Origin of the sequence: Verminephrobacter eiseniae EF01-2 (genome assembly GCF_000015565.1) — a bacterium.
GTDB classification, from domain to species: Bacteria; Pseudomonadota; Gammaproteobacteria; order Burkholderiales; family Burkholderiaceae_C; genus Acidovorax; species Acidovorax eiseniae.
Map to the genome: position 1 here is coordinate 1,758,460 of NC_008786.1, position 11,819 is coordinate 1,770,278.

Below are 11,819 nucleotides of genomic sequence, written 5' to 3' on the forward strand. Positions count from 1 at the left end.
TGGCAATGCTGAAAGTTCATTTTCTCAACGTGGGGCACGGTGACTGCACGGTCATCGAGCATCCCTCTGGGCGCATCACCGTCATCGACATCAACAACGGCAGTGAGCTTGACCCGTTCACGGAAGCAGAGCTGTTGTCGCGTTATCGCGTTGATGGGAGACAGGCTGCCATCTATCACAGCGTCGGGCAGCTTCTGGAGCAGGCAGGGTACGGCATCGAACTTACCAATCCCATCGATTTTCTGACGATGCGGTTTCACGGGAAATCGATCTGGCGCTATGTCCAGACGCACCCGGACATGGATCACATGCGCGGCATCTCGGTACTGGATCGGCAGTTCAGCATCAACAACATTTGGGATGTCGAACACTCGAAATGCATCACGGATTTCTTTCGCGATTCCGACCGCGATGATTGGGCGGCGTACCAGCGGCTGCGCTCGGGGCAGAACGGCACGAAAGTCATGAACCTGATGCGCGGCCATACCGGGAAATACTGGTGCGAAGGAGATTCGCCGATGGATATTGGGGATGGCATCGAAATTCTGGCTCCGACACCGCAACTGCTCCGTGATGCTGGTGACAATTCCAACTGCATGAGCTACGTCCTGCGACTGACTTACGCTGGCATCAAGATCATCCTCGGCGGTGACGCCGACGAGGCAGTATGGGAGGATATCTACGCGCACTATGAGTATGACTTGAAGTGTCACGTCCTTAAGGCCAGCCATCATGGTCGTGACAGCGGTTATCACCGACCCTCGGTCAAGGCGATGGCTCCGCAATACACCATCGTTTCCGTTGGCAAAAAGCCTGAAACCGACGCCAGCAACAAATATCGGCAGTATTCTAGTAATGGAGTTTTGTCAACGCGGTGGTGCGGCAACATCACATTGACAGTGAATCCGGATGGTTCCGGTAATTTGAATGAGAAATACCAACTGAAGAACACCAATGCGTCAGCTTGAATTCTACGAATTCACGGGCATCCTGCTACCCGGTGCAATTGCAATGGCGGCGCTGGTGCTGCTGTTCCCGGGCTGGGGTCTCCCCACGCTCGTCAAGGATGTAAGCGTGGGCGGGCTGGGCATTTTCATTGTGCTGGCCTATGCCGCCGGGCACATCGTGCAGGCCGTCGGCAACCTCATCGAGGCCGTATGGTGGAAGTGCTGGGGCGGAATGCCCACGTACTGGCTTCGCATCAAGCCCGCCCGGCTATTGGCTGCGCAGCAGATTTCGCAGGTAGAAGAACGTCTTCGCAAGCAGCCAGGACTGGCCAATTTCGAAATCGCATCATCCAGCGCGAGCGATTGGCACGCGATCACGCACCAGATCTACGCCGCAGTTGCGGGCGCAGGACGAACCAGTCGCGTTGACACCTTCAACGGTAACTATGGGTTGAACCGGGGTCTGGCCGCCGGGCTGCTAGTAGCGCTCGCCCTCTTGCCCACGCAAGCATCGGCGGACTGGCGTTTGGTCGTTTGCTTGGTGGTCGGCACTGGTTTGGCCCTGTACCGGATGCATCGCTTTGCGCGTCACTACGCGCGCGAGCTATTCGTCCAATTCCTGCAATTGCCGGAGAGGGGGAGCGACAAGGCGAAAAAGCCGGACACCCCCGCTCCGTAGCAATGATGCATCATCAATCAGGCCATGCGGTACACGCGCTCGCCGACGGGCTGTTTGTCCGAAACCAGCGTCAGACCCAGCTTTTTCTTGAATGCCCGGCGAACGCGCCGCGCACCGTGTGCGCCTGCCAGCCGGTGGTGGCGCAAATCTGCCGGACGGTCGTGTCTTCGGGACGCTGGAGCATCCGCACGACTTCGGCCTGCTTGCTGTTCGTCCACGTGCGCGGCTTGGCTCACGATGCTTCGGCGGCGGACTTCAGTTCCGCGTCGTTCGGCGTGGGCGGCGCGCCTTCGGCGTTGGCGATGATCTGGTCAAGGTTGGAAGTGGCACGCCTACCCACCGCATTTTTGAGCAAGATAGCAGGATCTGGATTGAAAACGCCGAAAAACGGGGTGGCTCTGGACTCCCCTGACCACCGCATCCCGTGCCGCAACCCCGTGAACACTGGCGATTCCGCAAAGAAAAGGGCCAACCCGGCAGAGTTGGCCTTTTGAGAGTGGTGGGTCCTGAGTGGCTCGAACACTCGACCTACGGATTAAGAGTCCGCTGCTCTACCAACTGAGCTAAGAACCCACATCTTGCGTGCGAGACATTCTCTCGTCTGTGGCGCCGCAAGCGGTGGAGATTATGCACCGGTTTTTTTGCTGCCACTTGCAAGCGGCAGCAAAAAAATCAGGCCGCTGGGCCTGCGCTGGCAAAGTCCGCTACGGCCCGGTGGCTCGACTTCCCGCCGGCGCGCCGCCGGCCAGCGCGTGGTTGCGGGCCTCGGCCAGCGCCGCTGCGGCGGCAGGCTGGGTGGGCCAGCCTGCCAGGTGCTGCCGTGCCACGCAGGCCAGGGCGGTGATCCATTGGGGGCTGTCGTTCAGGCAGCGGATGTAGTGAAACTCCTTGCCGCCGGCCTGCAGGAATGCCGCGCGCACTTCGATGTCGATTTCTTCCAGCGTCTCCCGGCAGTCGCTGGTAAAGCCCGGGCAGACCAGGTCCACCCGGCGCAGGCCGGCCTGGCCCAGCGCCTCGACGGTGGGCCGGGTGTAGGGTTGCAGCCATCGAGCGTTGCCAAAGCGCGACTGGAAGCTGACGCGGTAGCGCTCCTGGCCCAGGCCCAGGCGCTCGGCCAGCAGGCGGGCGGTCTTGCGGACTTCGCAGTGGTAGGGGTCGCCCAGTTGCCGGCTGCGTTCGGGCAGGCCGTGAAAGCTCAGCACCAACTGCTCGGGCCGGCCATGCTGCTGCCAGTGCGTCTGGACGCTGTGCGCCAGCGCGGCGATGTAGTCCGGGTGGTCGTGGTAGCGGTTGACAAAGCGCAACTCGGGCAGGCGGCGGATACGGGCGGCCCAGCGGTAGACGGCATCGAACACGCTGGCGGTGGTGGTGGCCGAGTACTGCGGGTACAGCGGCAGGATCAGGATGCGTGTGGCGCCTTCGGCCTTGAGCGCGTCGAGCTGGCTGGCAATCGACGGGTTGCCGTAGCGCATCGCATGGCGCACCAGCACCCGGTGGCCGGCGGCATCCAGATCGTCGCGCAGCAGCCCGGCCTGCCTGGCCGTCCACAGCGCCAGCGGCGAGCCGGCGGCGCTCCATATGCTGGCGTATTGGGCGGCCGATCGGGCCGGGCGCGTGCGCAAGATGAGGCCGTGCAGCAGCGGCAACCACAGCAGTTTCGGGATTTCGACCACGCGCCGGTCGCTCAGGAACTGCGCCAGATAGCGGCGCACCGCAGGGGCCGTGGGGGCATCGGGCGTGCCCAGGTTGCACAGCAGTACCGCAGTGCGTTCGGCCTGGCCATGGGTGTAGGGGGGTTCTGGGGCAAAGGGGGAAAACATGGGCGCGATTGTGGCAAATGCCCCGCGCAGGCCGGCACGCCGGCCAAGAGCACGGCGGGTAGGGTATTCTGGCCGCACCATGCCCGCCCCTGTCCCTGACCTGCCCCTCGACCCGGTATGCGCGCCGCCGTTGGACATGGCGCGCATCCGTGCCATCAGCATCGACCTGGACGATACCCTGTGGCCCATCCGGCCCACCATTGCACGCGCCGAAGCGGCGCTGCTCGACTGGCTCGGGCAGCATGCTCCGGCCACGGCGGCAGCGTTGGCCGATGGCCAGGCGCTGCGCGCGCTGGGTCGCCAAGTGCTGGCGCTGCGGCCCGGGCTGCAAGCGGACCTGAGCGGGTTGCGGCGCGAGGCGATCCGCCTGGCGCTGACCCAGGCCGGCGAGTCGCCCGCGCTGGCCGAGCCGGCGTTCGATCGGTTCCTTGCCGAACGCCAGCGCGTGGTGCTGTTTGGCGATGCGCATGACGCATTGGCGTTTTTGTCGGCGCGCTACCCGGTGGTGGCCTTGTCCAATGGCAATGCGGATGTGCAGCGCATCGGCATCGGCCATTATTTTCGGGCCAGCATCAGCGCCTCGGTGTGTGGCGTTGCCAAGCCCGATGCACGCATCTTCCATGCTGCGGCCCAGGCGCTGCGATTGCCGCCGCAGGCGCTGCTGCATGTGGGCGACGACGCCACGATGGACGCCTTGGGCGCCATCGACGCGGGCATGCAGGCGGTCTGGCTGAATGCCGCAGGCCACCCCTGGCCGCATGACAGGCCGCCCCAGGCCACGGTCGGCAGTCTCACGGCGCTGTGCCGGCTGCTGGCCTGAAGCACCATTGAAGCACCATTGAAACACCACCCGGCGTTCTTGCCCCTTCGATTACTTTGCGACCCGCACACCATGCCCCGTCACCTTCCCCCCTTGCCCGCCGTGCGCACCATAGGTCTGCTGCAGCCCATGGACTGGCTGGCCCTTGCCTGGCACGACATGGCCCGCGCGGGCTGGATCAGCTTTGCCCATGGCCTGGCGCTGACGCTCTTTGGCGCGGCCATTTTGGCCGTTGCGCACAACCGCTTCTGGCTGCTGGCGGGGGCGCTGTCGGGCTTTCTGGTGGTGGCGCCGGTGCTCGCCACCAGCCTGTATGCGCTCAGCCGCGCGCTCGAACGCGGTGAGCCGGCGAACTTCGCGCTGGTGCTCAAGACCTGGCTGAACTGGCAGGGCAGCCATGTCAACAAATGGGGGCACGACTACTGGTGCATGTTGCAGTTTGGCGCTTTGCTGGCGCTGGCGGCCACCGGCTGGGTGCTGACCTCGGCGGCACTGATCACGCTGCTGGCGCCGGTGCCGGTGCTGACCCCGCTGGATTTCCTGCGCCATGTGGTGCTGGCCCGGGACGGCTGGCTGTTCGAGCTATGGCTGGCGCTGGGCAGCTTCATGGCCGCGCCGATCTTTGCCTCCAGCGTGGTGGCCATGCCGCTGCTGCTCGAACGCCGCGCCAGCCTGCGGCAGGCCGTGCTCACCAGTTGGCAGGCGGTGCTGGTCAACCCGCTGCCGATGGCGTTCTGGGCGGCGCTGATCCTGGGGTTCACGCTGCTGGGTTTGGGCTCGCTGCTGCTCGGGCTGATCGCCGTGATGCCGATGCTCGGCCATGCCAGTTGGCACGCCTATCGCGACCTGATCGACGCCTCGGGCCTGCCGCAGCGCGAGCCAGGCAGCAGCCATGACGACAGCGGGGTGGCAGCGTGATTTTCGGCTTCACCGAGGCGCAGATCTCGGGCTTTTTCCTGACCTACGGCGTCGGCGCGTTCATCCTGTACATGCTGTTCATCATCGGCCAACTGGCCTGGGAGTCCAAGGCCGGGCGGTTCGGCACCTTTGTGCTGTTCCTGGGGCTGGGCGTGGGCTTCGTGGGGTTTCTTGCCAAGATCGTGATCCAGTGGTGGATGGAGCGTTGAAAGGAATTCCGCCCCGCGACGCTTGGCGTCGCTTGCCTGAATCGCCTGGCGGCGCATGCCCGAGCCGCCTGGCGTCGCCCGCCTGAATCGTTTGCATCGCCCGCCCGGGCCGCTCGCATCGCCTGCGGCCGGGCGCGGCCCTGTGCATGGTGTCCCCGGCTGGGGCCGATTGCGCTCGATTCAATCGGGCCTGACCTTGGCGCGCAGCAGCACCGCCTTCCAGCGCTGCTGCTCGGCGGCAATGAACTGCGCAAACTGTGCCGGCGTGCTGCCAATCGCCTGCGCGGCGTCGCCGTTGAGGCGCTCGAGCGCGGCTGGCGCCTGCACGGCCTTCATCGTGTGCGCGGCCAGTTTGTTCAGGTGGGCCGGGGCCAGGCTGGCGGGGGCCAGCATGCCGTACCACTGGGTCATCTCAAAGCCCGGAAAGCCCTGCTCGGCCACGGTGGCCACCTCGGGCAGTTGCGCCAGGCGCTGGGCCGAGCCGGTGGCAATGCAGCGCACCTTGCCCGCCTTGATGAAGGGCAGCATCGCCGCCGCGCCCACGGCCGATGCATCCAGGCGCCCCGCGAGCAGGTCGGTCATCATCGGGCCCGTGCCACGGTAGGGCACATGCAGGATGAACAGCCCGGCCGCCATCTTCAGGTACTCGAACGCCAGATGCCCGGCGCTGCCATTGCCCGCCGAGCCATAGCTGAGTTGGCCCGGCTGCTTGCGCGCATGGGCCACGAACTCGCGCAGGTTGCGCACCGGCACATCGGGATGCACGACATACAGGCTGGGCACCTTGGCCAGCAGGCTCACCGGCTGGAAGTCCTGGTTCGCGTCGTAGGGCAGTTTGTCGAAGATGAAGGGGTTGACCGCCAGCGTGCCGATATGACCCAGGATCACTGTGTGCTGGTCGTCCGAGCGGGCCACTTCCTGCATCGCGATATTGCCGGCGGCGCCCGGCTTGTTCTCGACGAACACGCTCTGGCCCAGGGTCTTGCCCAGTTCGGCGGCGGTGGAACGGGCCACGATTTCCGAGCTGCCGCCCGGCGCAAAGGGCACGACGAAACGCAGCGATTTGGCGGGCCATGCGGCCTGCGCCGAGGCGGTGGCGGGCAGCAGGCCGCCGAACGCGGCGCCAAGCAGCGCGCCACTGGTGTCAAGCCATTTCCGGCGGGTGATATGCAGCAAGGGCGTGGGCTGGTCTGAAAGCATGGGTTGGTTTTCGTGAAAGTGCGCATCCGGCATGTGCGCGGCGCCATGGTAGCGGGTGCGGAATGCGCGCCCCGGGTTGGTCGCCCGGCGTCCCGGCCCGCGCCGCCAAGCGCGTTCGTCCAGTCCCGGAGGCGCGCCATGGCCGTGGCGCAGGCGCCGAAGGCTCACTCCATCGTCAGACCCAGTTCGCGCGTCATCGCCTGGTACTGGGGCCAGGTGCGTTTGATCAGCTTGCCCAGTTCATCCCCGGTCCACGGCGGTTCCGTCACGCCCAATTGCGCCATGACGGTCTTGATGCGGTCCGACTTGAAGAACGAGGCATGGGCCAGCCCGGCCACGCGATCGACGATCGCCTTGGGCGTTCCTTTCGGGGCCAACACCATGTTGCATTCGATGAGGTACTGGAACGCCGGGCCGACGAAACCTTCGTCGGCCCAGGTGGGCACGCCCGGCAGCAGCGTGTCGGAGCGCGTGCCAGAGATCGACAGAATCGGCCTCGCCGCTCCTTGCGCAATGGCGCCACCCATGCCTGCCATCGAGCCTGCGCCCATGTCGATATGGCCCGCCATCAAGTCCAGCACCATCGGCCCTGTGCCCTTGTAGTTGATGATGTCGAATTTTCCGCCTGTCTGCTGCGCCAGGGCGCTGATCATGAGGTGCCAGCCGGACCCGATGCCATAGTTGCCCACCGAAATCGGTCGCGTGCGGGAGAGCGCGATCAGCTCCTTCAGATTCTTCACCGGCAGATCTTTTCTGACCACCATCGGCGCTACGCCGGTGCTGAAGGCCGCGATCGGTACCAGGTCGATCGACGTGTCCAGCGGCACCTTCTTGAGCAGCACCGGTGCCTGTGCGAGTTGGCTGTGCAGTGTGATGAGCAGCGTGTGGCCGTCGGCCGCAGAGCGGGCCACGTATTCCGCCGCGATCATTCCGATGGCGCCGGGCTTGTTCTCGACGACGACAGGCGCGCCCCCCATGCTCATCGTCAGGTACTCGGCAAGCGCCCGGGCCGTTGCATCGTTGGACGATCCCGGGGCCTGCGCCGCAATCAGCCGGATGGGCTTGGATGGCCATCCCTGCGCGCGCGCCATGCCGGGCAGCCATCCGAGGCCCACGGCGCCGAGACCGGCCAGCAGCAGCAGGTGGCGGCGGTGTGGGTTCGACCATGTGGGTTCGAGTCTGGTGTTCATACTGTCTCCTTCATGGGTGCGCAAAAAGCCAGCACCCGGTGGCCGCCCGGCGCTGCACGCGGGCGTTTTTCGTTCGGGAGTCGTGCAGAGGCCGGGCGGGCACGCACCGGGCGGTGCGATCTCAGATGCCGATCTGGTCGGCCCTGTCGACGAGGTTCCTGACGATGCGCACGGAGGCGATGTCGATCATCTTTCCGCCGTACTGGACGGCGCCCAGTCCTTGCGCCAGCGCCGCGTCGTAGGCCTCGATCATTTCGCGTGCCCGCGCGACCTCTTGCGCAGGCGGCGAGAAGACCTCTTGCGCAATGGCCACCTGCGACGGGTGGATGGCCCATTTGCCGACCATGCCGAGGATCATTGCGCGCCGGCATTCTTCGCGGAATGCGTCCGGGTTTTTGAAGTCGGCGTAGGGGCCGTCCACCGCATCGATGCGGTTGGCGCGCGCCGCGATCGTCAGCTTGTGGCGCTGGTAGCTCCAGATGTCGCCCGGATAGCCGCCCGGGCCGCCGATGTCGCCGATGGAAACGCCCTGGCTGGCCGAATAGTCGCCCATGCCGAAGATCAGGCATTCCAGGCGCGGCGTGGACGCGGCGATCTCTTCCACACGCATCATCGCCTCGACCTCCTCGATCAGCACGTCGATGCCGATGCGCTTTTTCAGGCCGAGCTTCTTTTCCATCATCGAGAGCAGCTTGTCGACGAACTGCACGTCGGCGGCGCTCATCGCCTTCGGCAGCATGAGCATGTCGAGGTTCTCGCGCGCGCCTTCGACGACCTCGATGATGTCCTCGTAGGCGTACTGCGTCGTCAGGTCGTTGATGCGCACGCAGCGCGTGGTCTTGCCCCAGTCGAGCGTGTTCAGCGCGCTCACGATCTTGGCCCGGGCCGCGCGCTTTTCCGATGGCGCGACGGCGTCTTCCAGGTCCAGGAAGACGAAGTCGACCCCGGTTTCAGAGGCCTTGCGCATCATCTTTTCGCTGGAGCCCGGAACGGAAAGCTGGCAGCGGCGAAGTCTTCTGGTTCGGTTTTGCATGAGATCGATCTCCTGGATTCGATGCGGGGTTCGGCACGCTCACTGGATCACCTGGTCGGCGCGCAGTGCCGCGATTTCAGCGGGCGCAAAGCCGAACGCGGCCAGCGTGCTGTCGGTGTGCTCGCCGGTCAGCGGCGCCCGGCGGCGAACGCCGCCAGGTGTCTGGCTCATGCGCACCGGCGTGCCGGCAACGGTCAGCGGACGCGCCGCGCCCGGTTGTTCGGTCTCGACGAGCATTTCGCGAATCCGGAAATGCGGGTCTTCGAAGATGTCCGCCGCGCTGAAGACCGGGCCGAACGGAATGTCGCCGCCGAGCATCTGCGCGAGCTCCGCCTTGGTATGGCGCGCAGTCCAGCCGCCGACGATCGCCTCGACCTCGGCGCGGTGCTGCACGCGCGCGTCGTTGCTCGCATAGCGCGGGTCGATGGCCAGCGCCGGGCGACCCATGCGGTGCGCCAGCGGCACCCAGAAACGGTCGTTCGGCACGCCCAGGCTGACGAAGCCGTCTTTGGCGGCAAACAAACCGAACGGGCACAGCAGCGGGTGCCCGTTGCCCTCGGGGCCTGGCGCGACACCCGAGACGCTGTACTGAAACACCAGCCGCTCGCAGAGCGCCAGCACCGCGTCGACCATCGAGACATCGACGAACTGGCCCTGGCCGCTGCGCTGCGCGCGCCAGCAGGCGGCCGCCACGCCATAGGCGAGAAAGGTGGCGGGAACGAGATCGCCGACGCCCGGGCCGATCTTGGTCGGGGGGCCGCCCGGCGCGGCGCCGGTGATGCCCATGATGCCGCCCATCGCCTGCGCCACCGGGTCGTAGGCCGGCCAGTTCGCATAGGGACTGGCGCCGCTGCGTGGATCGCCGAAGCCGCGCAAGGCGGCATAGACCAGTCGCGGGTTCTCCGCGATCAGCACCTCGTAGCCGAGGCCCAGCCGCTCCATCACGCCGGCGCGGTAGTTCTCGACCAACACGTCGGCCTTGTGCACCAGCCGCAGCAGCGTGGCCTTGCCCGCCGGCTTCTTGAGGTCGAGCGTGATCGAGTCCTTGTTGCGATTGATGGACGCGAAGTAGCCGCCGAAGCCGCGCTCCCCGATCTTCAGCGCTCCATCGGGATGCGGTCCGTTGCGGCGCGTCAGGTCACCGCCCGGCGGCTCGATCTTGATCACATGGGCGCCCTGGTCGGCCAGCATCATGGTGGCGTAGGGGCCTGCGAGCATGCGCGTCAGGTCGAGCACCACCAGGCCGTCGAGCGCGCCCGGAACGACCGCTGCCGGCGTCACCTGTGCCCCCAGTGGCTCTTGCGCTTGAGCAGCACGCTGCGCTCGGCTTCGACGCAGAGCTTGCCGTCCTGGTTCAGGCCATAGTGCTTGAACCGGACGATGCCGGCGTCGGGCTGGTCCGAATCGCTGCGCTCCAGCACCTCGCTGTAGGCATAGAGGGTGTCACCGTGAAAGACGGGGTGCGACAGGCGGATCTTGTCCAGCCTCAGCTCGCACAGGCACTGCTCGGCGGTGTCCTGCGCCGCCAGGCCGAGCACCAGCGCCAGGTTGATGCCGCCGAACACCACGCGCTGCGCGAAGATGCCGTGGCCGCCCTGGCTCATCGCGTGCTCGTTGAAGTGGCCCTCGGCGGTGTTCATCACCATCTGGGTGATCAGCACGTTGTCCATCTCGGTCACCGTCTTGCCGCGGGCGTGCCGCAGCAGGCGCCCGACTTCGAAGTCCTCGAAGTAGTTGTCTTGGCTGGTCAGGGCTGCCGTCTTCATGCCAAGGCTCCGCGCCGCGCGGCCTGGGTGTCGAACGCCCGCGCCGCGATCATGGCCTCGACCTCGGACTTGCCGAGCAGGCTGGTGGCGATGATGCGCTGCTGGATTTCGGACGTGCCCTCGAAAATCTTCGTCAGCCGCGCGTCGCGCCAGTAGCGTTCGACCGCAAACAGCTTGGTGTAGCCCGCGCCGCCGAAGATCTGCAGCGCCTGCGAGGTCACGCGCTCGGCCATTTCGGAAGCGAAGTACTTCGCCATCGACGCCTCGCGGTCACAGCGGCGGCCGCGATCGATCTCGCCGCAGACGTAGTACAGCAACTGCCGCGCGGCCTCGATCTCGGTGGCCATGGTGGCGATCTTGAACCGGATGGCCTGGTATTCGGCAATCGGCATGCCGAACTGCTTGCGCTCGCCGGCATAGGCGATGGCGTCTTCGAGCGCGCCTTGCGCCAGGCCGATGGCCCGCGCCGCAGTGTGGGCGCGCGCGCCTTCGAGGCCCTTGGCCATCAGCAGGAAGGCTTTGCCTTGCGCGCCGATCAGGCAGTCGGCCGGCACCCGCACTCCGTCGAGCGCCAGCTCGAAGGTTTTCCAGCCGAAGTAGCCGATCTTGGGAATCGGCGCGCCCGTCATGCCCTTCGGAAAGCTGCCGCGCTCCTTCTCGATCAGGAAGCAGGAGATGCCCTCCCCGCGCTGGCCCGCGCTGGCGGGTGCGCTGGTGCGCGCGAACAGCGACAGGTAGTCCGCGCCGTCGGCGAAGGTGCACCAGTACTTGTTGCCGGTCAGCACCCATTCGTCGCCCTCGCGCACCGCGCGGCAGGAGATCGATGCCAGGTCCGAGCCGGTGTCGGGCTCCGAGAGCGCGCTCGCATTGAGGAATTCGCCGCGCGCCACGCGCGGCAAGTACTTCGCCTTCATCTCCTCGGACATGGCCGATTTGATCCAGCCGCCTTGCCCGCGCGCCACGATGGACGCCACCGACATCCATCCGCGCGCGAGCTGCTCGCAGATCAGGCAGTACTCGAAATAGCCCAGGCCCATGCCGCCGTACTGCTCGGGAATCATGATCCCGAAGTAGCCCATGCCGGCCATCTTCTGGCGCAGCGCCATCGGGATCTCGGCATCAGGGCCGTCGAGCTGGTTGGCCACCGGCAGCACCTGCCGGATCGTGAAATCGCGGGCGGCATCGCGGATCATGCGACGCTCTTCGGTCATGTAGCCCAGTCCATCTTCCGACATCT

The 11,819-nt window shown here is 66.1% G+C and carries 12 protein-coding genes, 1 tRNA gene and 1 pseudogene; 5 read left to right on the plus strand and 9 right to left on the minus strand.

Going from position 1 to position 11,819, the window contains the following annotated elements:
- Positions 1 to 5: 5 nt before the first annotated feature.
- Complete coding sequence (locus VEIS_RS07655; RefSeq protein ID WP_011809337.1) at positions 6 to 968, plus strand: ComEC/Rec2 family competence protein; 963 nt, start codon at positions 6 to 8, stop codon at positions 966 to 968.
- Positions 955 to 1,626, plus strand: coding sequence for a hypothetical protein (locus VEIS_RS07660; RefSeq protein WP_011809338.1), 672 nt, complete (start codon positions 955 to 957; stop codon positions 1,624 to 1,626). Before VEIS_RS07655 ends, VEIS_RS07660 begins: the two co-directional genes overlap by 14 nt.
- A 17-nt stretch (positions 1,627 to 1,643) precedes the next feature.
- Here the strand turns inward: VEIS_RS07660 and VEIS_RS30345 are convergent.
- The 3 genes and pseudogenes from VEIS_RS30345 to hemH all read right to left on the minus strand — a co-directional run.
- Positions 1,644 to 1,855: pseudogene (locus tag VEIS_RS30345) on the minus strand (DUF3489 domain-containing protein); the annotation flags it as partial.
- Between the two features lie 268 nt (positions 1,856 to 2,123).
- Positions 2,124 to 2,199 (minus strand) — tRNA-Lys (locus VEIS_RS07670).
- Positions 2,200 to 2,330: 131 nt separating this feature from the next.
- Positions 2,331 to 3,446 carry a ferrochelatase gene (hemH, locus tag VEIS_RS07675; RefSeq protein ID WP_041949885.1) on the minus strand — a complete coding sequence of 372 codons (1,116 nt, stop codon included), beginning with the start codon at positions 3,444 to 3,446 and terminating at the stop codon, positions 2,331 to 2,333.
- A gap of 79 nt (positions 3,447 to 3,525) precedes the next feature.
- Between hemH and VEIS_RS07680 the strand changes: the two genes are divergently transcribed.
- From VEIS_RS07680 to VEIS_RS07690, 3 genes are all read left to right on the plus strand, one after another.
- Positions 3,526 to 4,266, plus strand: a complete 741-nt coding sequence (locus tag VEIS_RS07680; RefSeq protein WP_049773845.1) for an HAD family hydrolase — start codon at positions 3,526 to 3,528, stop codon at positions 4,264 to 4,266.
- 72 nt (positions 4,267 to 4,338) lie between these two features.
- Complete coding sequence (locus tag VEIS_RS07685; protein WP_011809342.1) at positions 4,339 to 5,184, plus strand: DUF2189 domain-containing protein; 846 nt, start codon at positions 4,339 to 4,341, stop codon at positions 5,182 to 5,184.
- Positions 5,181 to 5,393 carry a DUF2788 domain-containing protein gene (locus VEIS_RS07690; protein ID WP_011809343.1) on the plus strand — a complete coding sequence of 71 codons (213 nt, stop codon included), beginning with the start codon at positions 5,181 to 5,183 and terminating at the stop codon, positions 5,391 to 5,393. The genes VEIS_RS07685 and VEIS_RS07690 overlap by 4 nt, the downstream gene beginning before the upstream one ends.
- Before the next feature lie 180 nt (positions 5,394 to 5,573).
- On the opposite strand, the gene VEIS_RS07695 is transcribed toward VEIS_RS07690, so the two are convergent.
- From VEIS_RS07695 to VEIS_RS07720, 6 genes are all read right to left on the minus strand, one after another.
- A complete protein-coding gene (locus tag VEIS_RS07695; protein ID WP_049774047.1) occupies positions 5,574 to 6,593 on the minus strand; it encodes a Bug family tripartite tricarboxylate transporter substrate binding protein in 1,020 nt (339 codons plus the stop codon).
- A gap of 164 nt (positions 6,594 to 6,757) precedes the next feature.
- Entirely contained in the window at positions 6,758 to 7,783 is a 1,026-nt protein-coding gene (locus VEIS_RS07700) for a Bug family tripartite tricarboxylate transporter substrate binding protein (protein WP_011809345.1), read from the minus strand.
- Between the two features lie 121 nt (positions 7,784 to 7,904).
- Positions 7,905 to 8,816, minus strand: a complete 912-nt coding sequence (locus tag VEIS_RS07705; RefSeq protein ID WP_011809346.1) for an HpcH/HpaI aldolase/citrate lyase family protein — start codon at positions 8,814 to 8,816, stop codon at positions 7,905 to 7,907.
- 39 nt (positions 8,817 to 8,855) lie between these two features.
- Positions 8,856 to 10,097, minus strand: a complete 1,242-nt coding sequence (locus tag VEIS_RS07710; RefSeq protein WP_011809347.1) for a CaiB/BaiF CoA transferase family protein — start codon at positions 10,095 to 10,097, stop codon at positions 8,856 to 8,858.
- A complete protein-coding gene (locus tag VEIS_RS07715) occupies positions 10,094 to 10,582 on the minus strand; it encodes a MaoC family dehydratase (RefSeq protein WP_011809348.1) in 489 nt (162 codons plus the stop codon). Before VEIS_RS07715 ends, VEIS_RS07710 begins: the two co-directional genes overlap by 4 nt.
- Positions 10,579 to 11,817: an acyl-CoA dehydrogenase family protein gene (locus tag VEIS_RS07720; protein ID WP_011809349.1), complete on the minus strand. Its 1,239-nt coding sequence runs from the start codon at positions 11,815 to 11,817 to the stop codon at positions 10,579 to 10,581. The genes VEIS_RS07715 and VEIS_RS07720 overlap by 4 nt, the downstream gene beginning before the upstream one ends.
- Positions 11,818 to 11,819: the final 2 nt, after the last annotated feature.

Bases quoted from the DNA above. Each gene is read 5' to 3' on its own strand.
- VEIS_RS07655 (WP_011809337.1), top strand. From the start codon at position 6: ATGCTGAAAGTTCATTTTCTCAACGTGGGGCACGGTGACTGCACGGTC.
- VEIS_RS07660 (WP_011809338.1), top strand. From the start codon at position 955: ATGCGTCAGCTTGAATTCTACGAATTCACGGGCATCCTGCTACCCGGT.
- hemH (WP_041949885.1), bottom strand. From the start codon at position 3,446: ATGTTTTCCCCCTTTGCCCCAGAACCCCCCTACACCCATGGCCAGGCC.
- VEIS_RS07680 (WP_049773845.1), top strand. From the start codon at position 3,526: ATGCCCGCCCCTGTCCCTGACCTGCCCCTCGACCCGGTATGCGCGCCG.
- VEIS_RS07685 (WP_011809342.1), top strand. From the start codon at position 4,339: ATGCCCCGTCACCTTCCCCCCTTGCCCGCCGTGCGCACCATAGGTCTG.
- VEIS_RS07695 (WP_049774047.1), bottom strand. From the start codon at position 6,593: ATGCTTTCAGACCAGCCCACGCCCTTGCTGCATATCACCCGCCGGAAA.
- VEIS_RS07700 (WP_011809345.1), bottom strand. From the start codon at position 7,783: ATGAACACCAGACTCGAACCCACATGGTCGAACCCACACCGCCGCCAC.
- VEIS_RS07705 (WP_011809346.1), bottom strand. From the start codon at position 8,816: ATGCAAAACCGAACCAGAAGACTTCGCCGCTGCCAGCTTTCCGTTCCG.
- VEIS_RS07715 (WP_011809348.1), bottom strand. From the start codon at position 10,582: ATGAAGACGGCAGCCCTGACCAGCCAAGACAACTACTTCGAGGACTTC.
- VEIS_RS07720 (WP_011809349.1), bottom strand. From the start codon at position 11,817: ATGTCGGAAGATGGACTGGGCTACATGACCGAAGAGCGTCGCATGATC.